This window comes from Halomarinibacterium sedimenti, assembly GCF_019312585.1.
Lineage (GTDB): Bacteria > Bacteroidota > Bacteroidia > Flavobacteriales > Flavobacteriaceae > Halomarinibacterium > Halomarinibacterium sedimenti.
This window is the reverse complement of record NZ_JAHWDP010000006.1, coordinates 52,066-78,407: the sequence shown is the minus strand read 5'-3', so window position 1 is coordinate 78,407 and position 26,342 is coordinate 52,066. Positions and strand designations below refer to the sequence as shown.

Here is a 26,342-nt window from a genome sequence, read left to right as displayed (position 1 = left end):
AATTCGATTCATAATCAGTAAACAGGAAAAACCCTGTATAAAAAACAGGAAAAACCCCCTGTAAATTCAGGAAAAACCCTGTTGCATTATTCCATAAAAAGGTTGCATATTTGAACTATAAATGGTGTTATTATTAATTTGCCATCGATATTTAAGTTTTTAGTAATAATCGTCTAATGATTAACTGGGGAGTTAAAAATGCGGTTATTTTGCTCAGAAAAGGTTGTTCTATTGAACAACCTTTTTTATTTTTAAAATATGAATCCAGCCGAAGCTTACATACTCGAAAAACCAGAACCCTTTAAAACTATTCTTTTACAAGTGCAGGTACTTGTGGAGCAAACGCTTCCTAATTTTGAGTTGCTTTACAAATGGCGTTTGCCCTTCTATTTTACAGAAGGTTGTCCTATTTGCTATTTAAACGTTACCAAAGGCTATGTAGATGTTTGTTTTTGGCTTTCGGATGAATTCTTAATTAAACATCAAGATTTAATTACTGAAAAAAGGAAACGTGTAAAATCATTGCGATATCGCTCTCCTGAAGAAATTGATGCTCAATTATTAATTCGTTGTATTAAAGAAGCCTACCGAACTAGGGAAGAGGGTTTTAAAGTGCGTTAACCGTTTTTCGAATTGCCACCAAGTCGGTAAGTAATTTTTCCAATAAACTTAAATCAAGCATATTAGCCCCATCACTTTTTGCATTTTTAGGATCAAAATGTGTTTCAATAAATATTCCATCTACGCCTACAGCAATTCCCGCTCTCGCAATGGTGCTTATCATTTCGGGACGACCGCCCGTAACACCGGCACTCTGATTGGGTTGTTGTAAACTATGAGTAACATCCAACACGGTGGGGGCAAATTGTTTCATGGTGGGGATGCCTCTAAAATCCACTATCATATCCTGGTAGCCAAACATGGTTCCGCGATCGGTGATAAGAACTTGATTGTTATTGCAATCTGTTACTTTAGTAACGGCGTGTTTCATGCTTTCAGGACTCATAAACTGTCCTTTTTTAAGATTTACCACTTTACCTGTTTCGGCAGCAGCTACAACTAAATCGGTTTGGCGAACTAAAAATGCTGGAATTTGAAGCACATCCACAAATTGGGCGGCCATGGCAGCATCACTTACTTCGTGAATATCTGTTACCGTAGGAACATCAAAAGTCTCCGATACTTTTTTCAGAATTTTCAATGCCTTTTCATCGCCTATTCCTGTAAAACTATCAATCCTGCTTCGGTTGGCCTTCTTAAAACTGCCTTTGAAAATATACGGAATTTCAAGTTTGTTGGTAATTCCAACAATTTTTTCGGCAATACGTAATGCCATTTCTTCGCCTTCTATCGCGCAAGGACCAGCTAGCAAAAAAAAGTTTTTGGATTGGGTGTGTTTTATCTTCGGAATAAGGTCGAGATTCATGTACAATAGTTTTGAACGGCAAAGATAATCATTTTCATTAGCTGAATTAGGGATTTCTATTCCAAGGATACTTAGAAAAATAATAATTCAATAAAGTACAAATATTCAAGGAAATAGCAGTACTTTTGCACGTCCTAAAAAAGGGGAAGTCATGAAGATTAAAAACATAGCTATTATTGCCCACGTAGACCACGGTAAAACCACATTGGTAGATAAGATTTTACACCACTGTAGCTTGTTCCGTGAAAACGAAAAAACAGGCGAATTGATCCTTGATAATAACGACTTGGAGCGTGAGCGTGGTATTACCATTACCTCAAAAAACGTTTCGGTAATATATAAAGACACCAAAATTAACATCATCGATACCCCTGGTCACGCCGATTTTGGTGGTGAAGTGGAGCGTGTATTAAACATGGCAGACGGGGTTTTGTTGTTAGTAGATGCCTTTGAAGGCCCTATGCCACAAACTCGTTTTGTCCTTCAAAAAGCTATTTCCTTAGGAAAAAAGCCTTGCGTGGTGATTAACAAAGTAGATAAAGAAAACTGTACTCCAGACGAGGTGCATGAAGCTGTTTTTGATTTAATGTTTGAACTAGGAGCCGAAGAATGGCAGCTGGATTTCCCAACGGTGTACGGTTCTGCAAAGCACAACTGGATGAGTGATGATTGGAAAAAGCCTACCAATAACATAGAATCTCTGTTGGATATGGTATTGGAGCATATTCCTTCACCTAAAACGGAGGAAGGAACCTCTCAAATGTTGATTACATCTTTAGACTATTCTTCGTTTACAGGGCGAATCGCCATTGGACGTTTACAAAGGGGAATTTTAAAAGAAAATATGCCTATTTCTTTGGTGAAAAGAGATGGTAAAATTCAAAAATCTAGAATTAAAGAGCTACACATATTTGAAGGGCTTGGAAGAAAAAAAGTAACCGAAGTAAGTGCTGGTGATATTTGTGCTATTGTAGGATTGGAAGGATTTGAAATTGGTGATACTGTTGCTGATTTTGAAAACCCTGAAGCACTGCAAACTATTGCCATAGATGAACCTACGATGAGTATGTTGTTCACGATAAACGATTCGCCTTTCTTTGGAAAAGACGGAAAGTTCGTGACCTCAAGACACATTAAAGAACGTCTGGAAAAAGAATTGGAGAAAAACTTGGCGCTTAGAATGAAGCCAACCGATAGTGCCGATAAATTTATGGTTTTTGGAAGAGGGGTATTACACCTTTCTGTTTTAATAGAGACCATGCGCCGTGAAGGATATGAGCTTCAAATTGGACAACCACAGGTTATTATAAAAGAGGTAGATGGTGTTAAGTGCGAACCAGTTGAAGAATTAACCATCGACTTACCAGAAGAAGTAAGTGGTCGTGCTATTGATATGGTGACTATCCGTAAGGGTGAAATGATAAGCATGGAAGGAAAAGGCGAGCGTATGATATGTAAGTTTTTAATTCCTTCACGTGGAATTATTGGTTTACGAAATCAGTTGCTAACCGCTACCGCTGGGGAGGCTATTATGACACACCGTTTTCTTGAATACCAGCCTTTAAAAGGAGGAATTCCTGAAAGACAAAACGGAAGCTTGGTTTCTATGGAAAATGGAACAGCCATTCCTTATTCTATCGATAAATTACAGGAAAGAGGACGATTTTTTATCGATCCAGGAGAAGATATTTACGAAGGACAAGTAATTGGTGAAAATTCTCGCCAAGATGATATGGTGGTGAATGTAACCAAAACAAAAAAATTGAGTAATGTACGTTCTTCTGGAGCAGACGATAAGGCGAAGATTGTTCCAGCGATTAAGTTTTCGTTAGAAGAAGCGTTGGAGTATATTCAGAAAGACGAATATGTGGAGGTAACCCCAAAACATTTAAGGCTGCGTAAAATTTTCTTAAAAGAGGTGGACCGTAAACGAGGTAAACTTTAAGTAAAATAAAAGTATAGTCTCCTCGTTTTTTAGTTATTTTGTTGAGGTTTTGTAAAAATAGGGTGAATTATGAATAATTTTTTAATGATATCTTTATACTTCGATCCAGGTTTGGGTGCAATGATTGTGCAAGCTATTGTTGCTGCAGCCGCTGGGATTTTATTATTTTCGAAAAATGTAATGTACAAAGTGAAATCTTTCTTTGGATTAATAAAAGAGGAAGATGAGCACTATGATTCCATTGATATCGAAGACGATGAAACCCAAGAAAATGAATCAAAAAAGTAATAACACGCACCAAGCTTCTTTTAGAGATCCATCGGGATATATGTTTCACGATGGCGATACCTTGCGAAGAGTTATTAACCCTATTTATTTTCCGCAATACCAAAGGCTAAAATCTTCAGGTTTTTTTGAAACCCTATTTAAAAAGGGATTGTTAATTCCACATACGGAAACTTCCGTTGCTGAAGACACAATAATCATTACCCCAGTGAAGATTCCGTTTATTACCAACCCTTATGAATGGAGTTTTGAGCAATACAAACACGCCGCATTATTAACACTTCAAATTCAAAAATACGCCTTAAGCAAAGGCTTTATTTTGAAAGATGCTTCGGCTTATAATGTTACCTTTCATAAAGGAAAACCCGTTTTTATCGACACCCTTTCGTTCGATTTTTACGATGAAAACACCCCTTGGAGGGCTTACAAGCAATTTATTACACATTTTTTAGGACCGTTAGTGTTAGCACATTATCATGGTACCGAAATCTTTAAAATGATGCAAACCCATATCGATGGGATTCCTGTAAAATTAATTGCATCATTACTTCCCAAGAAAACAAAATTTAGTTCAACTCTTTACACCAATATTCACTTATTGGCAAAAATGGAAAGTAAGCATAGTGTAGATTACAAAGCTGAAACCAAAGTTGCGAAACTTTCTAAAAAGGCACAGAATAATATTTTAGAAAGTCTTTTCGATTATATCAAAAAACTAAAAGTTAGTGAGGCGACCGAATGGGGTGATTATTACAACAAAACCAATTACGATAAAGAAGCTTTTGATGGTAAAAAGCATTTAATAAGAGATTGGGTGTTGGACCTTAAGCCTAAATCTGCCATAGATATGGGAGGAAACGACGGTACGTTTGCAAGAACGTTTTTAGACGAAGTCCCAGAGGTTATAGTAACCGATATCGATAGCAATGCCGTAGAATATAACTATTGGCAAGTACAACAAAATAAAGAAGAGAACATGCTTCCTTTTGTATGTGATGTGTTACAACCTTCTCCTGGGATTGGTTTTAATAATGTGGAACGTGATTCGCTTATTGAGAGACTTCAAAATTATGCCCCAGACGTAACCCTAGCATTGGCATTAATACACCATATAACATTATCTGGAAATGTACCCTTTGAAAAATCCGCCGCATTTTTTGCGAAATTTTCTAAATATTTAATTATTGAATTTCCAAAGCGTGAAGACTCTTGGGTTGAGTCCCTTTTGGTTAGAAAACGAGAATTTATTAATCATTTTGATTTTTACAACCTTGAAGCTTTTGAAAGGGGCTATTTAATTTATTTTGACCTTGAAAAAAAGGAAGAAATTAAAGGTACTAACAGAGTACTCTTTCAATTTAAAAAACGAAAGTAGTAAAAATGAAATGGCTTACTAACTTTTTAGTATCCAAAAATATTCCGTATGGTTTAGCCGGAGTAGCAACAGGATTATATCCTCTTTTATTTTACAGTTCTAAAAACTTTCACCTTTCAAATTCTTGGATTCAGTTTGCTTTTTTAATCTTTTTATTTTTAATAGTTCCAGTACTAATTTTTTTATTTTTTAAAAAATTCAACAGAATTCCATTATATCTGAAGTATAAAAAGCAGTTTCTTTTTTTTCTTAGTGCATTTTTGTTTTTGTTTTTTATTGAATTAATCCTTCATGCAAGTGTTGAAAAAATACTTGCCTTAATTACTTTTATTGCATTAATTCCTTTGTCTTTCTTATTATATAAATTCCATAAACAGTTAATAGTTTTCCAGTTATTACTTTCAATTATGGGATTTATGGATTTCGTGCCTACCCTATATAGGCATATACAAATTGATATGGAGTGGACGCAACAGCCAGATGATATTGAAAGTGTTGTATTAAAAAAGAAACCCAATATTTATTTTATCCAGCCAGATGGGTACATTAGTTTGTCTGAAATGGAAAAAGGCCATTATAACATGGATGCTTCAGAAATTAGAGCTATTTTAAACTCTAATGGTTTTACACTATATGAAAACCTAAGAAGTAATTATGCATCTACATTGTCTACCAATGCTGCCATTTTTCAAATGAAGCATCATTACTACAATAAATTTTATTCTCACAATAATGGATTTAATCCTCAGGAACTGTTAGTAAGTAATAATTCTGTGTTATCTATATTTAAAAATAATGGTTATAAAACGCATTTGCTATTACATTCTCCTTATTTTTTAATGAATCATAAAAAAATAAATTATGATTATTGTAATTTTAGTTTTTTTGAGATACCTATAATAAGTACAGGATTTAAAAAATTAAAACAAGTAACAGAGGCACTTGATGAATCTTATCCTTTAGAAGAAGGGACTCCTCACTTTTTTTTCATTGAGTATATATCACCTGCGCATATTCCAAATAAAAAGAATGATAGTCGTGGTATTGAAGAGGAAAAGGCACTTTGGAAGGAAAGAGTGATTCAATCAAATGAAGTTCTTGCAGATTTAATTTCTACCATAAATCAAAACGATAAGAATGCACTTATAATAATAATGGCAGATCATGGGGGTTATATAGGTTACGAATATGCCCATCAATTGTTTGAAAATACACAAGATAGAGACTATATTTATTCGGTTTTTGGAACCTTAGGTGCTATTAAATGGCCAAATAATAATGTACCCATATTTAATGACAGCTTAAAAACTTCTGTAAATACTTTTAGAATTGTATTTTCCCATTTAAGTGAAAATGAAAAGTACTTAAACCATTTGCAGGATAATGGTAGTTATCAAGTAATTGGGAAAGGAGCGCCAAGAGGAATCTATCGTATGTTAGATGATAAAGGGCAGGTTGATTTTAAAGAAGTTTTTCTTTTTGATAACGAATGAAGGCATTAAAAAACATATTTGATCAATTTAAGATTGATGGTACAAACCCACTTTGGTTGGGCCTTATTTGTGGAATATATCCCTTTCTTTTTTATGTTTCAAATAATTTTTACGCTACAAATTCCTGGGAGTATTGGTGTTATTTCTTGTTATTTTTTATTGGTATTCCTATTGTCCTTTTTTCAATCAGTATACTTTTACTTAAGAATATAAAAGGCTTATCTAGTTTTAGAGGACATATTCTTTTTGTCCTCATAATTTTAGTGGTCGTTTTTTTTACCTCTTACGCTTCCTCTTTAGTAATTAAAAAGAAGCTATTATTGATAGCTTTAGTTGTAGCTGTTTTACTTTCTATAAAACTTAGCGATCGCTATAAAAAACTTCTTTCCCTAATTTTGGTTGTAAGTATACTTCCTTTGGCCAAATTGGGATATAAAATTTACGATCAAGTGCGTGAAAAATCTTGGCTTCAGCAACCAGATAATATTGAAGAAATTGTGTTTAAGCAAACCCCAAATGTATATATGATTCAACCAGACGGATATGTGAATAAAAGTATGATGGAGGGGGGCTTATATAATTATGAAACCGAGTTTTACGATTGGTTGGAGACAAATGATTTTACACTTTATAATACATTTAGAAGTAATTATCCAGCTAGTTTAAATTCTAATGCATCTCTTTTTGCTATGAGGCATCATTATTTTGGAAGCTCCTTATTGCCCGATTTAGAAATGCCTTATGCGAGAGAATCCATATCCGGAGATAACCCAGTAGTAAGAATCTTTAAAAACAATGGGTATTTTACTTTTTTTATTGCAGAAGACGAATATTTTCAGCAAAACAGATGTGAGCAATTGTACGATTATACCAATACTAATCTAGATGAGATTCCTTATTTTGGCTTAGGAGGGGATTTAAAAAGAGATGTACTAGCAGATGTGAAAGAAGCATTTACTATTAAAGTAGATAAACCAAAGTTTTTCTTTATTGAAAAATGTTTACCACATCATGTTCATTTTGATGCAGCAAAAGATAGAATTGAAACTGAACGATTGGATTATTTATCTAAAATTGAAGAAGTAAACATTTGGCTTAAGGAAACCATCAATTTTATTTCTAAAAAGGATCCAAATGGGATAATTCTTGTTTTAGCAGATCATGGAGGTTGGGTAGGTATGGAAAATTACAGAGAGATGTTTAGCACTCGGGATGCGACAAAAATTCACTCTATTTATGCCGCTTTATTTGCAGTAAAATGGAATGGTATAGAAAATACTGGGTACGATGAGGATTTAAAATCAAATGTTAATGTTTTTAGAGTATTGTTTTCTGCAATGAGTAAAAACAACGTGTATTTAAAGCATTTGGAAAGTAATGATAGTTATAATTTAAATAATGAAGGTTCCTTTTTTAAATCGGTTAGAAAAGTAATAGATGACAATGGTAATGCTGTTTACGAAAATCTAAAAAATTAAAATTATTTATCAAGTAAAATCATATAGGAAGGAGTACAAATTAGCTTGGGATACGTTTGTAGACCAAGCAAAAAACGCTACGTTTTTATTTAAACGTGATTTTATGGAATACCATAAAGATCGTTTCGAAGATTTTTCTATACTTATATATAAAAAAGATAAATTAGTTTCTGTGATGCCTGCAAATAAAAAGGAGGACACAGTTTATTCGCATTCAGGGTTAACATATGGCGGGATTGTCTTAAAAAAGGATGTCAAGCTTAGTGAGGTTTGGCACATCTATAAGACCTTGCTTCAATTTTTTGAAGAGAAGGGGTTTCAAAAGTTTGTGGTAAAAGAAATGCCCAATATGTACACTATTTATCCTGCAGATGAATTTTCTTATTTAACCTATATTTTGAAGGCTAAATTGATTCGTACAGATATAGCCAGTAGTATATTTCTCCCTAGTGCCATAAAAATTCAAAGTAATCGAAAAGAAGGGGTGAAAAAAGCCGAAAAAGCACAGCTGACTATTAAAGAAGAATCTAATTTTGAAGGATTTTGGAATGAAATACTAATCCCAAATCTTCAAAAAAGACATGGAGCCTCTCCAGTACATAGTATTTCAGAAATAACCTATTTACAATCTAAATTTCCTAAAAACATCAAGCAATTTAATGTCTATTCTGGAAGTACAATCGTTGCAGGAGCCACAATTTTTGAAACCCAAAAAGTAGCCCATGTCCAGTATATCTCGGCTAATGAAAATAGGCAAGAATTGGGAGCACTAGATTATTTGTTTTATTATCTTATCCTAGAAAAATATAAAAATAAAGATTATTTCGATTTTGGAACCTCTAATGAAAATGGTGGGAACAATCTTAATTCAGGATTATTATATTGGAAAGAATGCTTTGGGGCTAGACCTATGGCACATCGATATTATGAAATTGAAATTTCGAAATACAAATTAATGGACACCGTATTTATATGATTCCTTTTATAAATTTAAAAAAAATAAACGCTCGCTTTGATATGGCTTTTGAAGAGACCTTTAAAAAGACCATGGAAGCTAGTCATTTTATTTTAGGAGAAGAGGTGGCAGCTTTTGAAAAGAATTTTGCACAATATTGTGGTGTTTCGCATTGTATTGGCGTTGGTAATGGATTGGATGCCCTGCGCATTATACTGGAAGGATATAAAGTATTAGGGAAACTGAAAATAGGTGATGAGGTTTTAGTAGCATCTAATACCTATATAGCTACTATTTTGGCTATAAAACAAGCTGGATTACAACCCGTATTAGTAGAAGCCGAAGCCAAGACTTTTAATTTTAATTTGGATAGTCTAAAAGACAATATTTCTTCAAAAACTAAGGCTATAATGCCTGTCCATTTATATGGTCAACTTTCTCCCATGAACGCTTTGCAGGAAATAGCAGATCAATACAAATTGTTGGTCATTGAAGATGCCGCACAAGCTCATGGAGCTATTTCAATAAATGGAAATAAAGCAGGAAACTTGGGAAATGCTGCTGGATTTTCATTTTACCCAACAAAGAATTTAGGAGCATTGGGTGATGCTGGCGCTATTACTACGAATGATCATGAATTAGCTTCGGTTGTAAGAAAACTAAGAAACTACGGAACTTCTTCAAAATATGTAAATGATAAATTGGGTTTCAATTCGCGTTTAGACGAATTTCAAGCCGCTTTTTTGAACATAAAGTTGGACTCTCTGGATGTTGATAATAGTAAACGTCGTGAGATTGCTGCGCGATACCTTTCAAAAATAAATAATAGCAAAATTGTACTTCCCTTTTATGATGGTTCGGGAAATCATGTATTCCATTTGTTTGTCATTAGGGTAGAAGACCGAGAAGCATTTACGGACTATTTAACCAAAAATGAAATTGGATATTTAATTCATTACCCTATAGCACCACACCGTCAAAAAGCACTAAATGAATTTGAGTATCTTAATTTTCCAATTTCTGAAAAAATTCATGCGGAAGTAGTAAGTTTGCCTATGAGCCCTGTGATGAATGAGATGGAAGTAGATAGGGTTATTTCGGTTTTAAACGCCTACTAGTTGAAGATACCAAAATTTATACGACAAAATTTGCTGTTAAAGATGACGTCTTTAAATGCAGCAACCATCGTAATTCGATTGGTGGTGACATTTTTTGTAAACCGCGAAATTACAGATGTTATTAGCAAAGGAGGGTACGCGAAGATTGGTAACTTACGCAACCTTATTGCCCAACTGACTTCCTTTACTTCTTTAGGAGTTTTTAATGGGGTTGTGAAATATGTTGCAGAGCATAAGGAAAATAAAGAGCAACTTCAGAAACTATTTTCAACAACTTTTGTATTTACTACGCTTGGTAGTATCATTACTTTTGTTGCTTTATTTTTTGGTGCCTCATTTTTTAGTGAGTATTATTTTAATTCTTCAGACTTTGTTTACATTATAAAATTAACTGCTATTGTTATTCCTTTTATTAGCATCCAAAGGGTTTTTAGCGGGGTTATTAATGGTCTTTCAGAGTATAAAAGTTTTGCTAAAATAGAATTGGTTGCGTATTTAGTAAGTGCAGCACTAACTATTGTTTTTCTATTTTACAAGGAATTAGATGGTGTTTTAATTTCTATAGCACTTGCTCCTGTAGTACAAGTATTGGTGATGATGTTTTTGGTTGTGAAAATCCTAAGAGAATATGTTCAATTTTCGCAATTAAAATGGCAAGCACCATTAGCAAAAAGTTTATTTGCATTTACTATTATGTCTTTTTTTTCTACCCTGCTACTCAATCAAGTTGAAATAGAAATACGGAATATGATTGAGAATAAGATTAGTGAAGATGAAGCAGGTATCTGGACGGGTCTTATGTTTATTTCAAAAAACTATATGGTTTTTTCGAATGCGTTACTAACCCTATATGTATTACCAAAATTTTCTGGAATTTACAATAAACCCGATTTTATGAAAGAGTTAGGTAGCATATATAAAACATTGTTACCGTTGTTTGCCGTTGGGATGTTTTTGGTCTATTTATTTAGAGACGTTGCAATTGACTTAGTATTTAAAGGAGATTATAGTGCTATGTCGCCACTGTTTAGGTGGCAATTGTTAGGTGATTTTATTCGATTAGCAGCAATTCTTTTAGCATCGCAATTTATTGCCAAAAAAATGGTTTATAATTTTATTTTCACTGAAGTGCTTTCTTTAGCACTTTTTTATGGCTTTGCCTATTACTTTGTAGATATTTACGGTATAGAAGGAGTTACCATAGCACATTTCCTTAGATATATAATTTATTTTATAGTAGTTTTTGTTTTAATTCTACGATACTTTAAAAAACAAAATAAAAAAGCGCAACTTAAATAGTTGTGTATATTTGAAAAAACTATTTGGTTTTGAAAAACATAAAACTTATCGATATCCCAAAAATAAGTGATCCAGATGGACGAGGGAATTTGTCTGTTATTGAAAAAACAATCATCCCTTTTGATATTAAAAGAGTGTATTATTTATATGATGTACCCTCAGACTCTAGCAGAGGAGGGCATGCACATATTAAATTACAACAGTTTTTAATTGCCCTGAGTGGTAGTTTTGATGTGGTTTTGGACAATGGAAACCAAAAACAAACAATTACTTTAAATAGGCCTAATAAAGGACTCTATATTCCTCAAGGTATTTGGAGAGAGTTAGATAATTTTTCTGCAGGGGCTTTGTGTCTTTCCTTGGTAAGTGATGTCTATAAAGAAGAAGATTATATTAGAGAATATAACGATTTTTTAAAGTACATCATGCGTTAAATACTATTGTAGAGTTTGTTATATTTTTTTGCAATTTCGATATACTGATGTTCTTTTTGAATAAATTTATGAGCATTATTTCCAATTTCAGCAATTCTCTCAGGATTATCTATTAAATAAGATAGCTTTTTAATTAAATAGGTTACATCAGGTCTAGCTTCAATACAAACTTCGTCTTTTTTAAGGTTGAAATGAGATAAAAAATCTGAATTTGCACCCGTAAATACAACCTTCCCTCTAGCCATGCTCTCTAGTGCATTATATCCTTGATCTTTAGCATACACTTGATCTAATATAATATGAGAAGACTGTAAATAGGAAATATATTCTTTAAAAGGCACATTTTCAGTTTTTATGATTTCAACCTTAGAGGTATATTTTTTATTAATTGTGTGTAGTGCTTCTTCAAAAAAGCAAATACCTTTAGCATAGTAGTTTCCTCGATTTATTCCTAAAAAAATACGAATTTTATCAGCTATTGGGTTATCTTGAATTTGTGTATTATTTGTAATAATAGGATTGGGAATAAGTCCTTTAAATTTTGGAATTTTTGTTAAAGGGGCAACATAATCAAAATCTGAAGCCACAATCGCATTTACATTTTTAAGTATAAATTCGTGAGTTTTTTTATGTGATTTCTTTTGGTATTCTAATGCAAAATTAAAATGTGATTTTAACTTAGGATTTTCAAAAAAAGGGGTTAATAATGATAGTTCTTCTTTATGATTAAATGCATACGCAATATTTGAGTAATCTGCTCCACAACTAACAAGGACGATTTTGTGATTATGATTAAATATTTTTTTTAATAAAAAGCGCTCCCAAAAAGCGTAAGTTTTTATGGGTCTTTCATTAATTAATTGAACTACATCGTAATTTTTTAAACGATGAAGTTGAAAATGAAATCTTATCCCTCTCTCCAATTTAGAAATATCTAACTTTAGAAATTTATATAAACCAAGTTTAATATATCTAATTAAAGTATTGTTTACAAGGGTTGGTCTAATTGAAATATCTGAGGGAAAATTTTTAAATCCATCACCATCTCCAACCAAAGTAACTTCATGGCCAATAGCTTTGAGGCCTACTTTAAGTGAATTATGTAATCTGCTATATTCGCCTAACAGCAAAATGCGCATAAAGGTTATATTTGTAACAAAAATAGTTTTTTAAAATCATGGCGCAACCAAAAATTAAAATTGCATTTGTAGGTATTACATTAAATACCGGTGGCGCCGAACGTGTTCAAGCAAAATTATCTTTTCTTTTTGAAGCACAAAACATAGAGATTCATCATATTTTGGTTAATGGAGATGTAGGATATTCCTATGCCGGACAGCTTTTCGACATGAGTGTTTTAAAAAATACTTCAAACAGTCCGTTTAATAGATTTAAACGGATGTTAACCCTAAGAAAGTATCTAAAAAAACATAAATTTAATTATATTATTGATTTTAGGGATAAACGTAATTTTATTCAAGAATACGCCATCGCTAATTGTATATATAATGCTCCCTCGATCCAGTATGTGCATAGTTTTAATACCCAATTATATTTTCCGAAGAACAATTTTTTGGCAAAAACTATTTTTAAAAAAGGTTATGGAATTGTAACTGTTTCAGAAGCTATTGAAAATAAAGTAAGGGAAGAATATGGCTATACCAAAGTTACTACTATCCATAATCCAGTTGATATACTCGAAATTGAAAAACTAGCAGCAGATGATATTTCTGTTCCAGAAAAGTATATTTTAGGCATTGGAAGGATGAAGGATAATGTTAAGCAATTCGATCATCTTATTCATGCATTTCAAATCTCTGTAGCTACATCGCAAAATATAAAATTGGTAATAGTAGGCGAAGGGGAGTATAAAACGGAATTAGAAAAACTCGTTTTAGAAAAAAATCTTAAAGAACATGTTGTTTTTTATCCTTTTGCAAATAATCCATTTCCTTATTATAAAAATGCCTTATTTACAGCAATGACAAGTAAATTTGAAGGGTTTCCTAATGTATTAATTGAAAGTTTAGCAACTGGAACTCCTGTTGTGTCCTATAATTGTAATTCTGGACCAAATGAGATTATAAATCATAAGGAAAATGGACTTATTGTAAAGAATCAAGACATTGATGGAATGGCATTAGCCATTAATTCTATGCTTTTAGATAAAACACTTTATGAAAAATGCAGGCAAAATGCTAAGCAAAGTGTGGCACGTTTTTCTCCTAATCACATTATAACAGATTGGTTAAAATTTCTTGAACTTAACTAATTAATAAGAACTTACATTTATTCCCTTTTGTAGAAGTTTTCTTTTGGAAACATAAATTGTTTTTAAAACAAATTGAGGAAGTCGCAATAGTAGCTTTTGTTTCCAGTTTAAATTTTTGGTATCAATTCTAGATTTTAACTTTTTAAATCCATCATTATTATTCTCCATTTTAAGAAGCTTTGCCTTTACGTATCTGTGAAAATCTAAATATTTTTTTAATTCTTTATTATTTGGATTTTGGTCTTCATAAAAGTCGTAGTCGGGAATAACTTTTCCAGATAATTTACTGTGGGTAATTTGATTTTCACTTATAAAATTTAATGTGGCTAATGGTTCGTTTATAAAAGCTACTTTGTGTTTTAGATTAAGCCTAATATTAAAATCTACATCTTCGCTATAGTTGATGCGTTCATCAAAATAGCCTATATCATCAAAAAGTTTTTTGTTGGCGCAAATGCTAGACATACAATAATAGTTGTATCCCAAACTGGTGGAGAAAAAGTTTTGGATAATACCTTCCGAATTTATGCCTAGCAAAGGAAATGGAAACATTACTTTTCTCTCTTCTCCAAAGGTAATTTCATAAGTGGAGGCAAACACCGATGTTTGATTTTGATAAGTGCCAATAAGTGAATTCATTTTTTCTAAAAAAGTAGGTTTCCACAAATCATCTGCATCTATAAAAGCAACGTAGTCGGCCGTAGCATTTTGTATGCCTGTATTTCTTGAAGCCGAAAGGCCTTTGTTTATAGGGTGTTGTATAATTTTAATTCGTTTATCAATAAAAGAATTTACTTTTTCTAGACTAGAATCTGTAGAGCAATCATTAACAATTAGTATTTCAAAATTTTCATAACGCTGATTTAAAACACTTTTAAGTGTTGCTTCAACATAGTTCTCTTTGTTATAAAGTGGAATAACAACAGAAAATCGAATACTATTTTCCATGTTTTAGTTTTATGTAGTGATATAGCTTGTAAAAATCTAACAAAATAATATTTGGCTTTTCTGAACATAAATTGTGTTTCATCTTAATTAAAAAAGGGTCAATAATCTTATAAGTAAATTCCACAAGATGCATTCTCTTTAGCTTTAAATAAAACTTTTGTAAGGATGTAAAATTCTCACTTATATTATTTTTGGATTCTTGATAAATTAATGTGTCAATTGCCATAAGGGATTTTTCTAAAAAAACGCTACCTTTTTCCAATCCGTGATGATATACAGGATTATCTATATGTTTAACTTCCATCCCATTTTTTTGAAGTCTGTACGAAAAAATGTTATCCATTCCATAGCTATTATCGAGATGTTTATTTATTTGTAAAAAAGTATTCTTTTCAATAAATAGGTTTTGGGATATAATATAATATGGATTTTTATTTCTTTCAAAAACGGATTTGGATTCTCTTTTGGTTCCATAAACCCAACGTAATAAATACTCTCTGGTTGGCTTTTCTTGAGAATATTGTATACCTCCAAAAACAACGGAAGTGATTTGGTTTAATTCTTCAATATATTTTTCAATAAAATTATCGTTAACTGGTGTTGTATCTGCATCTAGAAAAAGCAACCAGTTGTATTGAGCATTTTCTGCTAATAAATTTCTTGTTTTGGTTCTACCAACATTTGTTTCTAGCTTTCTGTAAGATGTGTTTTTTAATGAAACAATCTCGGTATTTTCAGTAAATACCTTTGTAGATGCATCTTCAAGCACAGATATTTCAAAGGGAATATTTAAAACTGAACATTGCTCGTGCAATATTTTAACCAAAGGAAAAATGGAATAGTTATATGTTGGGATTAAAATGGAAATCATACCTGGTTAAACAAAAATAGGATATGCAAAGTTAGAAAGTGATAAATGTGATGTAAATTTAGTAATTTGTTTTCCATAAAATTTTTCTATGAAGACCTATCTTTTTGTATTTGTATTTAGTTTGAATGTTCTTTCATGCTTTAGTCAAAAAGAAGAGGAATGGTTTTATTTGGTCGCAACTTCTGATACTATTTCACCAAGTTTTAAAAAGAAAAATGGAATATTAACTTACATGGGTGAAGACAAGGCTTTCAAAAAGGTCTTAGAAAACTACTCAATTAAAACATTTAAAAAAACTTACAGAAATGCATCTAAAAAGAATTTAAAGAGAACATTTTTTGTTATTGCAAATAATGTAGCATTGCTAGATGATATATTGAAAAGAGCGCCACATTTATTTACTTCGGGAGAATTAATTTCAAAGGAAGATAGAAAAATTTATGAACCTAATGATTACGGATTAACAAGTACTATTGGTGAAAATCTTGGTGCTCAAGTTAATTTAGATTATTTAGATTTTTTAGGAGTTCCCAAAGCTTGGTATTATACCACAGGGTCAAGAGATATTATTATCGGAATTTCAGATGGAGCCATTGATACCAACGATATAGAATTTAAAGGAAAGTCTAAAATTATTCATAAGTCAACACTCTCAAAAGGACATGGTATTTCCGTTACAGAGACAGCAGCGGGACAGGGTGATAATGCTTACGGAATTGCAGGAATTTGCTATGATTGTACCATTTATAGTTCAAAATTTGGAGATTTTAAAGATTTACAACAGCTCGTAGAATTATCCAATTTGGGAGTGAAGGTTATCAACTGTAGTTGGGGGGCTACTTTAAATTATCCTTCGGCACAAGAAGCAATTAACAAGATGTTTAAGAACGGAACCATTATAGTGGCTGCGGGACATAATGATTCTTTTTCCAAAACCGAGGGAGAAAAATTCTATTATCCCGCTTCTTATGATAATGTGCTTTCCATTTCTTCTGCAATGCACCGTTATAAAACAGCACAAGAAAATATTCTTAAAGGTGAATCTAAAAATGGAACCTTTTATTATGCTAACAATATAAGAGGCTATGTGGGTCGTAATGCCGGATTCGTTCAAAGAGATACTACCTTGGCTCCCTATATTTATAAAGAAAGTGTTAGAAATTTAAATGTATCAGTTGACCTAGTAGGGCCCGCAGTAGGCGTATATAGGTATGGAGAACGGTCACTTCACCAAGAAGATGAGGTAAGTGAAGGTTCTCAAACATCGGGTGTTGCACCGTTAGTAACAGGAACCATTGGTCTTATGTTTTCATTATACCCTTGTTTGCCAGTTGATGAGGTAGAGTCCATCCTTAAAATAACTTCTTGGAATATTGACCATATCCCACAAAACAAACCTTACACAGGTTTATACGGCTCAGGAATGTTACAAACAGGAGATGCCGTGGAAATGGTATTTCAATTATATAACGAAAATGAAACAGCGTATATCGATAATCAGCACTTTTCTCGTTGGGATTTTAAACTAACTTCTTTGTCTAAAGAGATTATTATTCAGAATCAAAAATTTACAGATAGTGCTACACTAAAACTGACTGCCAAAAATAGGATTGTTATCAAAGAAAATACAGTAATAAAACCTGGAGTCAACGGTAAAATAGCTTTAAAAATTAATCCGAAGCTTGAGAAAGAATGCGATTTGATACTTCGTGATCCAAGTATATTGGATGAGTAATTACACTGTTTTCTGCACCACTTCAAAAATCTGATTTTCATCACATTTCAAAGTTTTTGAAGGGTATTTTAGTAGTAAAGCATAATCGTGAGTGGCCATTAAAATGGTATTGCCATTTTTGTTTATTTCCTGAAGCACTTGCATCACTTCAACACTTGTTTGTGGATCCAGATTTCCTGTAGGCTCATCCGCCAAAATAAGTTCGGGATCATTAAGTAAAGCTCTAGCAATACCAATACGTTGTTGCTCTCCACCGGATAGTTGATACGGATATTTAAAGCTTTTGGTTTTCATCCCAACTTTGTCCAAAACTTCATCAATTTTGGTGTCCATCGCTGCATTGTCTTTCCAACCCGTAGCATTCAATACAAACAACAAATTGTCTTTTACAGTACGATCATTCAGCAATTTAAAATCCTGAAAAACCACACCCAACTTTCTTCTTAAAAAAGGGATGTCTTTCTCTTTTAATGTTACCAAATCAAATCCCACTATATGTCCTGTCCCTTTTTGAAGCGGTAAATCGCCGTAAAGTGTTTTCATAAAACTACTTTTTCCGCTTCCGGTTTTTCCAATGAGGTATACAAATTCTCCTTTTTCAATAGTCACCGAAACATCACTCAATATCAAACTTTCTCGTTGAAAAATAGACGCATCTTTTAATTCTAATACGGGCTGGGACATGTAGTTTAAATTATTTTTTCAAATGTAAATGGATTTCTTGCGAACTCCAATTTCAGGAACTTATTTTTCTAAAGAACTTATTTTTTCTTTTAAAATATCTATTTCTCTTTGTTGTTCTATGGTAAAAATCGTCAGTTCTTCAATTTTTTCCAGTAATAGTAAATTCATTTCTTTTAAAGACATTCCTTTTTCTTCCATTTCTATTGCTGAAGGCACTCCAGGTAGATGAAAATGTTCCTTTATATAGATTTCAGTTTCCTTTAAAGAAAGGCGATTATAGTTGGGATTTAACGTTGAAGTACCCTCAAAATAGTACTCAAATACATAATCGGGAGCTACGGCACCTTCAAGGTCTACCAATACTTCCTGAGTGTGGATTTTTCCCTTTACAGTGAGTAACTCATCTGGAGTGGTAGTCCCTATTCCTATTTTTCCATTTTTTTCCGTAAGATTTTTAAAATCCCGTTGTGCAATACAACTGGTAGTAAAACAAATAACAGCTATTAACAATAGATTCTTCATAAGAATTGAAGTTTAAAATTTATTGAACTTTAAAAATACAGTAATTTTCGCACCCAAATATTTAATACATAAAAAACATACGGATTTTTATAATATTCCGTTAGCATGTTTTAGAAATACAGTCATACTTAAGCCCAAAATCTATCTAAAAATGGTTAAAAACCTCATTTCTATTTCCCTCTTTCTTTTATTTTTTGGAACGCTTGCTGCGCAACAATCAGCAGCTTTCACCAATGAGTTAGTTACGTATAACAAAGCACTAGAGCTCTACAATAATAACCAATATCTCGCATCCCAAGGATTGTTTTCGGCAATTAAGGACCATACCGAAGACGAAACCTTAAAAGGCGAATGTGCTTATTATATTGCCAATTGTGCGGTGCGTCTTAATCAGCAGGACGCCGATTTCCTTATGGAGCAATTTGTAAACGATTATCCTACAAGCATAAATCGAAATGATGCCTTTATTAATGTGGCTAACTATTATTTTGAAAACGGAAAATATTCCTACGCGCGCAAGTGGTACGATAAAGTTGATGAGAGTAGTTTGAGTAGAGGAGATCGTGATAAGTTTTATTTCAATAATGGATATGCATATTTTGTAAACAAGCGTTATGCTGAAGCTCAAAAATATTTTAATCGTGTAAGTGATTCTCAAAAGTATGGTTCTCAAGCCAAGTATTATTTAGGTTTTATTGCCTACGAAGGAGACGATTACGAAGAAGCCAACAAACAATTTGAAACCATTGAAAACGAAGAAAAATATGCCGAAGGCTTAAGTTATTATAAAGCCGATATGAACTTCAAACTAGGGAAGTTTCAAGAAGCTATCAATTTGGGTTTACAACAATATGATAATTCCAATCCGCAGGAGAAAAGTGAACTCTCAAAAATTATTGGAGAAAGTTATTTTAATTTAGAAAAATACGAAGAGGCCATTCCGTATTTAAAAGAATACAATGGGAAAAAGGGCAAGTGGAACAACACAGACTATTACCAATTGGGCTATGCCTATTACAAACAAGGCAATTATGAAAACGCTATTGGGGAGTTTAATAAAATTGTAGACGGGCGTAATGCGGTGGCGCAAAATGCCTACTATCATTTAGCCGAAAGCTATTTAAAACTAAATAAAAAGCAACAAGCATTAAATGCATTTAAAAATGCTTCCGAGATGGATTTTTCGGCTCAAATTCAGGAGGATGCGTGGTTTAATTATGCTAAGCTGAGTTACGAAATTGGTAACAGTTATACCAGTGTTCCACAAGTGATTCTTTCCTTTTTGGAGACCTATCCCAAAAACCCAAATAATGAAGCTTTGAAGGATTTATTAATTGATTCGTATATCACTTCAAAGAACTATCAAGCTGCGTTGGAATTGTTAGAAAACAACAAGACATTCAATAATAAAAAAGCCTATCAAAAAGTTGCTTTTTATCGAGGTTTGGAAGTATATAACGAAGGAAATTATCCTGAAGCGGTGGCGCTTTTTCAGAAATCATTAAAAGAACCACTCGATCCTGTTTTTACAGCCCGAGCTACTTTTTGGAAAGCCGAAAGCGATTACCAAGCTTCTAATTTTGAAACGTCACTAGTAGGATACAAACAGTTTTTGCAATTACCTAATGCTTCTCAAACCCCTGAGTATAAAAATAGCAGTTATAATTTGGGCTACAATTATTTCAAACTTAAAAACTATCCTGAAGCGATTACACAATATGAAAAGTTTTTAGAATCGTCTTCCAACGATGCCGCACGACGAAACGATGCGTATTTGCGATTAGGGGATAGTCATTTTGTTAGCAGTAGTTATTGGCCGGCGATGGAAAATTATAATAAAGCCATAGAAGGTGGTACGCCAGATAAAGATTATGCAGCGTTTCAGAAAGCAATTAGCTATGGATTTGTAGACCGAACCGAAAAGAAATTGGAAGAACTGAAAAGTTTTTCGGCTAAATACCCGAAATCCTTTTATCGCGATGATGCTTTATACGAACTTGGAAATACCTATGTAGCACAAGAAAACACACGCGATGCGATGGTAACTTATGAAAAACTGATTAATGAAATTCCAGGGAGTAGTTATGTACCTAAAGCGCTATTAAAACAAGCACTTATTTTAGACAATACTGGAAAAAGCAACGAGGCGTTGGCAAAATTCAAAAAGGTGGCCAATGATTTTCCATCCACACCCGAAGCATTACAGGCAGTGGCTTCGGCAAAGATTATTTACATTGATCAGGGACGAGTTAACGATTATGCTACTTGGGTAAATACTTTAGATTTTGTGGAAGTTGAAAATGCCGAATTGGACGACGCCAGTTATCAAGCGGCCGAACAACCTTATCTTGAAAATAAGCCTTCTCAAGCCATCACCCGATTTGAAGCCTATTTAAAGGATTTCCCAAATGGTTCCCACGCATTAAAAGCCCATTTTTATTTGGCACAATTATATTTTGCTGAAAATAAAGGCGACAAAGCCATTCCACATTACGAGTTTGTAGTAGGGAAGGAGCGAAGTGAATTTAGCGAGCAGGCTTTAGCAAGAATTTCTGAATTGTATTTGGGTAAAAAAGACTACAACAAAGCCTTAACTTATTTGAAACGCCTTGAAACCGAAGCCGATTTCCCTCAAAACGTCATTTTTGCGCAGACCAACAGTATGAAGGCGAGTTATGAGTTGAAAAAATACAGTGAAGCCGTAACATATGCAGAAAAAGTGCTTCAGAATGGTAAAATTGACAACGCAATAAAAAGTGATGCGCAAATTATTATTGCACGATCGGCTATTGAAACTGGGGAAGAGCAAAAAGCGAAAACGGCTTATGCAGAGGTCGCCAAAATTGCTACAGGTAAATTAGCAGCAGAAGCATTGTACTACGATGCGTATTTCAAAAATAAAGAAGGAAAATATGAAGCTTCCAATGCCTCAGTTCAAAAATTGGCAAAAGATTTTTCGGGTTATAAATACTTTGGAGCGAAAGGATTGGTACTCATGGCGAAGAACTTTTATGCCTTAAAAGATGCGTATCAAGCTACTTATATTCTGGAAAGTGTTACGACCAATTTCACCGACTATCCCGATGTAGTGGAAGAAGCCAAAGCAGAGCTTGCTGTAATTAAAGCAGCGGAGTCAAAAACCAATTCTTCTGTAGAAACTGACGGAAATTAGAAATTCATCAATTCAAATTATTATAAACACTATGTTTTTATTCAAAAAATCACTGATTTTTGTTTTTTGCATTCTTTCTATAAGTCTTGTTTTTTCTCAAGACAAAGATGATTTAGGGACGGAAGTAGTAAATATTGTAAAGCCTTACACGCCAACTATATCGGATGCGTTTAAAGTAAAGGAAACACCTGTTTTAAACGATACAGATTCAGTTCAAAAAAAGGAGGTTCGGTATGAAATTTTTTCGGTACCAGTAGCTTCTACTTTTACGCCTTCCAAAGGAAAGGCTGCCACAGTAGATAAAGCAAAACCAATAACACTGTATGATAATTATGCTACGCTTGGATTTGGAAATTACACCAGTGTATTAGGAGAATTATTCAGTAGTTTTGAAATTAGCCGTACTGACAATGCAGGAATCTTCTTCCGCCATAATTCTTCACAAGGGGACATTGATGGGGTTCGTTTAGAGAACAAATATTACGATACCGAACTTAGCGGAAATTACACAAGCCGTCAAAAGGATATGTCGTATAAATTGGAAGCTGGTGTGGAGCATCAACTTTTTAATTGGTACGGTTTAAATGATAACTTTGATTCTGCAACTGATGAAACCCTTAATGAAATCGATCCGCAACAAACCTATTTAGGGTTTCATGTGGGAGGAAATATATCTTTAGAAGAATCTATTTTTGAAGGTGCTTCGGCAAAGATTCATTATTTGGGAGATGCTTTTTCTTCTTCAGAAATTAATTTGAATCTTCAACCCAAATTTGCTTTTCCATTAACCGATTTTACCTTAAAAATAGATGGAGAAGTGGATTATGTAAATGGAAGTTTCGAAAGGAATTATATTAACAATATGGGTATTGCATATAGTTACCTTAATGCTGGGATTACTCCATCTTTGGTGTATGTAAATGAAGATTTAACGCTTTCTTTAGGAGCCAATGCGGTAGTGAGTTTGGATACGGAGAATAGTGAAACTGAATTCTTTATTTATCCGCAAATAAATGCTTCTTATAGATTGGTAGATGAGGTTTTAATTGTGTACGGGGGTGCCGAGGGAGGCTTGCATCAAAACACCTACCGCGAATTTAAAAATGAAAACCCTTTTGTGTCCCCCACCTTATTTATCGCGCCTACGAGTCAATTGTACAATGCCTTTGGAGGACTAAAAGGGAAGTTGAGCAATCAAGTGGGATATAATGTTCGCGGAAGCTATGGAAAAGAAGAAAACAGAGCCTTTTTTCAGTTAAATCCGTACAAAGGAATGAGCCCTAATTTTGAAGGTTACGAATACGGAAATTCCTTCGGACTGGTTTACGATGACCTTAATATTTTAAACATTTTTGGTGAATTGAAAGTAGAAGTGTCAAATACTTTTATGTTAGGAGCAAGCGCCAATTTTTATAGTTATTCTTTAGACAATCAACCTGAAGCTTGGAATGTACCAGAATTAGAAGCGTCGATCTTTTCCAATTTCAATATAACCGAAAAAGTCTACGGAGGGGTGTCTTTATTCTTTGTTGGAGAACGTAAAGATTTAGACAACACAAGCAATTCACAAGTGATTTCGTTGGACTCTTTTTTTGATGCCAATGTTAATTTGGGATATCGTGTAAACGACCGTCTTTCCATATTTGCCAAAGGAAGTAACCTGCTAGGAAACAACTATGAAAAATGGCAAAATTTCCCTGTGCAAGGTATACAGGGACTTCTTGGTGCCACCTATAAATTTGACTGGTAAATGAAGCAACCTTTTTGCTATTAAGTATCTAATAAATAGCATTGAAAAGGAAAAGTTAAGTTTAGGGTTTAATATAGAAAGCATCCGTTCATAATCGGATGCTTTTTTTATATTTACCAAAACCAATTTCATGAAAAAACTACTCCTTTTCGCCCTTCTTTCGTCTTTATTTTCTTGTAATTCTGAAAAACCTTTAGCCGATTTAATTGTTACTAACGCTAAAATTTACACCGTCAATGAAGGTTTTGAAACCGCCGAAGCATTTGCCGTAAAAGACGGTAAAATTCTGGAAGTAGGAACTTCCGAAAGTATTTTAGGAAAATACAAAGCCACAGAAACATTGGATGTGGATGGAAAAACTGTTCTACCAGGACTTATCGACGCCCATGCGCACTTATATAATTTCGGACTAGGATTACAGAATGTCGATTTGGTGGGGACAACTAGTAAAGAAGAGACGCTGCAAAGAATTGTAGATTTTCAGAAAGACAAAAATTCAACTTTTATTTTTGGCCGTGGTTGGGATCAAAACGATTGGCCTATAAAGGAGTTTCCAACAAAAAAGGAGCTTGATTCATTATTTCCAGACACGCCAATTGCCTTAAGTAGAATTGATGGTCATGCACTTTGGGTTAACTCCAAAACACTTGAAATGGCTGGAATTACATCGGCCACCAAGATGGAAGGTGGAGAAGTCGTTTTAGAGAATGGAGAACCATCCGGTATAATTGTCGATTCGCCTATGAAATTGGTCTTCGATATTATGCCCGTACCATCAAGAGAAGTTTCTACAGTAGCATTAAAAGATGCTGAAAAAGCGTGTGTAAGCTTGGGATTAACTACAGTGAATGATGCTGGCTTAGATAGAGATATTATTGAATTAATTGAAAGTCTTCAACAGACCGGTGATATTAAATTGAGAGTATATGCTATGGTGAGTAATTCTGAAGAAAATTTAAATCACTTTTTAAATAAAGGAATTGTAAAAACCGAAAGATTAAATGTACGTTCTGTAAAAATTTACGGTGATGGCGCTTTAGGTTCCCGAGGGGCGGCTTTACGCGCTCCTTATAGTGATAAAGACAGACATTTTGGCGCCATGATTACCAATGCGGCTCAATTAGATTCACTAGCCGAAAGAATTGTAAAAGCAGGCTATCAAATGAATACCCATGCCATTGGTGATTCGGCAAACGTTTCGGTTTTAAGAGCCTATAAAAAAGCACTAGATGGAAAGAAGGATGCCCGTTGGAAAATTGAACATGCACAAGTGGTAAGTCTTTCGGATTTTGATGCCTTTTCAAAAAATATCATTCCGTCGATTCAACCTACCCACGCCACAAGCGATATGTATTGGGCAGAAGACCGTGTGGGTTCCGAAAGAATTAAAGGTGCTTATGCGTATAAAACGTTATTGAATAAAGCTGGATTGGTGGCGTTGGGAACCGATTTCCCCGTGGAGAATGTAAACCCTATGTACACTTTTTATGCTGCCACGGCTAGAAAAGACTTAAAACAATATCCTGAAAATGGGTACCGTAAAGAAGAAGGATTAACTCGTGAAGAAACCTTAAAAGGGATGACCATTTGGGCGGCCTATTCTAATTTTGAAGAAAACGAAAAAGGAAGTATTGAAGCAGGAAAATTTGCCGATTTTATTGTCATTGATAAGGACATTATGACTTGCCCAGAGGATGAAATACCTAATATCAAAGTGCTTAAAACTTTTATCAACGGAGAAAAAGTCTTTGAAGCAAAATAAGAAATAGATTTATTTTCCTCCTTTAGCTTGTAAATCTTCAATACACAAGGGATCTAGCTGAGGTACAGCGCCTCGTCTTAAAAAACGAGTTACTTCGCTTCTTAAAAGGTTAGTCGCTTCAAAATACATGAGGCATTCATTCACAATACAATGTTTACTAGCACTTGGATCTTCGTGAGCGGTATGAATATCATCATTTTGAATATTCACCAATCCAAAAATATGACCCATTTCGTGTTGCATAGTGGTTTGCTCTAAAATAGGAAGCAAAACAGGGTCAGACTCGGTAATAATGCGTAAGGTATTTTCATAAATTACCATGGAGGTATTTCTATAGGCTGTTCCTAAAGTTACATTGGTTTGAGTGTCGTTACTAGAGCTTCCGTTAGAGAAAAAGATATACACAGCTATGTCATCTCCATCAGTGTATTGGGTTCTAAATTCTTCTTCAAAATCTTTAATATCGTTTAACGTAAAAGGCGCGCCTGCTTGGTCTGGAATTTGAGTTTCTACAAAAATTATACCACCAGGTTTATGAATTCTAGCCTGTAAAAAGTTTCTGAAAGCAGTAATACTTGCTTCAGCTGGTTTCGAAGAAGTGGTGTACACAAACTCAACGGTTAAAGAGCCATAAATGTCATCGGAAAGTAAATCCTCTGCAGATACCCCCAAAGCCTTTTTATTTTCGGCCGTTGGGTCTGCGATTACCTCGCCGCCATCGTCATTTTTACATCCCGAAAATGAAAATAATAGCAACGAAGCAAAAAAGAAAATTCTTAAATATTGTGACATGGCGCAATTTTTGTAAGTTTGGCAAA

At 33.6% G+C, this 26,342-nt stretch carries 22 protein-coding genes; 15 read left to right on the top strand and 7 right to left on the bottom strand.

Annotation, left to right across the window (positions count from 1 at the left end; genetic code table 11):
- Nucleotides 1-258 precede the first annotated feature (258 nt).
- Nucleotides 259-621, top strand: coding sequence for a DUF1801 domain-containing protein (locus KXJ69_RS12445; protein WP_219053446.1), 363 nt, complete (start codon nucleotides 259-261; stop codon nucleotides 619-621).
- Here KXJ69_RS12445 and kdsA read toward each other — a convergent pair.
- Nucleotides 608-1,426 (bottom strand): 3-deoxy-8-phosphooctulonate synthase, encoded by an 819-nt coding sequence (gene kdsA / locus KXJ69_RS12440; protein ID WP_219053445.1) that lies wholly within the window; start codon nucleotides 1,424-1,426, stop codon nucleotides 608-610. The genes KXJ69_RS12445 and kdsA overlap by 14 nt on opposite strands.
- 151 nt (nucleotides 1,427-1,577) lie before the next feature.
- Here kdsA and typA point away from each other — a divergent pair, with 151 nt between their 5' ends.
- The 9 genes from typA (at nucleotide 1,578) to KXJ69_RS12395 (ending at nucleotide 11,808) form a co-directional block, all read left to right on the top strand.
- The gene (gene typA, locus KXJ69_RS12435; RefSeq protein ID WP_219053444.1) at nucleotides 1,578-3,371 is read left to right on the top strand and encodes a translational GTPase TypA; all 1,794 of its coding nucleotides are present in this window, start codon (nucleotides 1,578-1,580) and stop codon (nucleotides 3,369-3,371) included.
- Nucleotides 3,372-3,455: 84 nt separating this feature from the next.
- Complete coding sequence (locus tag KXJ69_RS12430) at nucleotides 3,456-3,659, top strand: hypothetical protein (RefSeq protein ID WP_219053443.1); 204 nt, start codon at nucleotides 3,456-3,458, stop codon at nucleotides 3,657-3,659.
- Entirely contained in the window at nucleotides 3,643-5,031 is a 1,389-nt protein-coding gene (locus KXJ69_RS12425) for a class I SAM-dependent methyltransferase (RefSeq protein ID WP_219053442.1), read from the top strand. The genes KXJ69_RS12430 and KXJ69_RS12425 overlap by 17 nt, the downstream gene beginning before the upstream one ends.
- Nucleotides 5,032-5,036: 5 nt before the next feature.
- Nucleotides 5,037-6,524 carry a hypothetical protein gene (locus KXJ69_RS12420; protein WP_219053441.1) on the top strand — a complete coding sequence of 496 codons (1,488 nt, stop codon included), beginning with the start codon at nucleotides 5,037-5,039 and terminating at the stop codon, nucleotides 6,522-6,524.
- 320 nt (nucleotides 6,525-6,844) lie between these two features.
- Nucleotides 6,845-8,002 (top strand): sulfatase-like hydrolase/transferase, encoded by a 1,158-nt coding sequence (locus tag KXJ69_RS12415; RefSeq protein ID WP_219053440.1) that lies wholly within the window; start codon nucleotides 6,845-6,847, stop codon nucleotides 8,000-8,002.
- Nucleotides 8,003-8,105: 103 nt separating this feature from the next.
- Entirely contained in the window at nucleotides 8,106-8,978 is an 873-nt protein-coding gene (locus KXJ69_RS12410; RefSeq protein WP_255571355.1) for a GNAT family N-acetyltransferase, read from the top strand.
- Nucleotides 8,975-10,075: a DegT/DnrJ/EryC1/StrS family aminotransferase gene (locus KXJ69_RS12405; RefSeq protein ID WP_219053439.1), complete on the top strand. Its 1,101-nt coding sequence runs from the start codon at nucleotides 8,975-8,977 to the stop codon at nucleotides 10,073-10,075. Before KXJ69_RS12410 ends, KXJ69_RS12405 begins: the two co-directional genes overlap by 4 nt.
- A 42-nt stretch (nucleotides 10,076-10,117) precedes the next feature.
- Nucleotides 10,118-11,374, top strand: a complete 1,257-nt coding sequence (locus KXJ69_RS12400; protein ID WP_255571354.1) for an O-antigen translocase — start codon at nucleotides 10,118-10,120, stop codon at nucleotides 11,372-11,374.
- Nucleotides 11,375-11,403: 29 nt separating this feature from the next.
- Entirely contained in the window at nucleotides 11,404-11,808 is a 405-nt protein-coding gene (locus KXJ69_RS12395; RefSeq protein ID WP_219053437.1) for a sugar 3,4-ketoisomerase, read from the top strand.
- Here KXJ69_RS12395 and KXJ69_RS12390 read toward each other — a convergent pair.
- Entirely contained in the window at nucleotides 11,805-12,947 is a 1,143-nt protein-coding gene (locus tag KXJ69_RS12390; protein WP_219053436.1) for a glycosyltransferase, read from the bottom strand. The genes KXJ69_RS12395 and KXJ69_RS12390 overlap by 4 nt on opposite strands.
- Nucleotides 12,948-12,985: 38 nt before the next feature.
- On the opposite strand from KXJ69_RS12390, the gene KXJ69_RS12385 reads away from it, so the two are divergent.
- Nucleotides 12,986-14,080: a glycosyltransferase gene (locus KXJ69_RS12385; protein WP_219053435.1), complete on the top strand. Its 1,095-nt coding sequence runs from the start codon at nucleotides 12,986-12,988 to the stop codon at nucleotides 14,078-14,080.
- Here KXJ69_RS12385 and KXJ69_RS12380 read toward each other — a convergent pair whose 3' ends face one another.
- Both KXJ69_RS12380 and KXJ69_RS12375 read right to left on the bottom strand, forming a co-directional pair.
- Entirely contained in the window at nucleotides 14,081-15,028 is a 948-nt protein-coding gene (locus KXJ69_RS12380) for a glycosyltransferase family 2 protein (RefSeq protein WP_219053434.1), read from the bottom strand.
- Nucleotides 15,018-15,899 (bottom strand): glycosyltransferase family 2 protein, encoded by an 882-nt coding sequence (locus tag KXJ69_RS12375; RefSeq protein ID WP_219053433.1) that lies wholly within the window; start codon nucleotides 15,897-15,899, stop codon nucleotides 15,018-15,020. Before KXJ69_RS12375 ends, KXJ69_RS12380 begins: the two co-directional genes overlap by 11 nt.
- Nucleotides 15,900-15,987: 88 nt before the next feature.
- On the opposite strand from KXJ69_RS12375, the gene KXJ69_RS12370 reads away from it, so the two are divergent.
- Nucleotides 15,988-17,634, top strand: a complete 1,647-nt coding sequence (locus tag KXJ69_RS12370; RefSeq protein ID WP_219053432.1) for a S8 family peptidase — start codon at nucleotides 15,988-15,990, stop codon at nucleotides 17,632-17,634.
- Here the strand turns inward: KXJ69_RS12370 and KXJ69_RS12365 are convergent, their stop codons facing one another.
- Together KXJ69_RS12365 and KXJ69_RS12360 are read right to left on the bottom strand one after the other, a co-directional pair.
- On the bottom strand, nucleotides 17,635-18,318 hold the full coding sequence (locus KXJ69_RS12365; RefSeq protein WP_219053431.1) for a cell division ATP-binding protein FtsE: 684 nt from the start codon (nucleotides 18,316-18,318) through the stop codon (nucleotides 17,635-17,637).
- A 60-nt stretch (nucleotides 18,319-18,378) separates the two neighbouring features.
- Nucleotides 18,379-18,840 (bottom strand): tail fiber protein, encoded by a 462-nt coding sequence (locus KXJ69_RS12360; RefSeq protein WP_219053430.1) that lies wholly within the window; start codon nucleotides 18,838-18,840, stop codon nucleotides 18,379-18,381.
- A gap of 151 nt (nucleotides 18,841-18,991) precedes the next feature.
- On the opposite strand from KXJ69_RS12360, the gene KXJ69_RS12355 reads away from it, so the two are divergent.
- The 3 genes from KXJ69_RS12355 to KXJ69_RS12345 all read left to right on the top strand — a co-directional run bounded on the left by KXJ69_RS12355 (nucleotide 18,992) and on the right by KXJ69_RS12345 (nucleotide 25,524).
- Entirely contained in the window at nucleotides 18,992-22,012 is a 3,021-nt protein-coding gene (locus KXJ69_RS12355; RefSeq protein WP_219053429.1) for a tetratricopeptide repeat protein, read from the top strand.
- Nucleotides 22,013-22,043: 31 nt separating this feature from the next.
- Complete coding sequence (locus KXJ69_RS12350; protein ID WP_219053428.1) at nucleotides 22,044-23,762, top strand: TonB-dependent receptor; 1,719 nt, start codon at nucleotides 22,044-22,046, stop codon at nucleotides 23,760-23,762.
- 130 nt (nucleotides 23,763-23,892) lie between these two features.
- Nucleotides 23,893-25,524, top strand: coding sequence for an amidohydrolase (locus KXJ69_RS12345; RefSeq protein WP_219053427.1), 1,632 nt, complete (start codon nucleotides 23,893-23,895; stop codon nucleotides 25,522-25,524).
- A gap of 9 nt (nucleotides 25,525-25,533) precedes the next feature.
- On the opposite strand, the gene KXJ69_RS12340 is transcribed toward KXJ69_RS12345, so the two are convergent.
- Complete coding sequence (locus KXJ69_RS12340; protein ID WP_219053426.1) at nucleotides 25,534-26,316, bottom strand: hypothetical protein; 783 nt, start codon at nucleotides 26,314-26,316, stop codon at nucleotides 25,534-25,536.
- Nucleotides 26,317-26,342 lie beyond the last annotated feature (26 nt).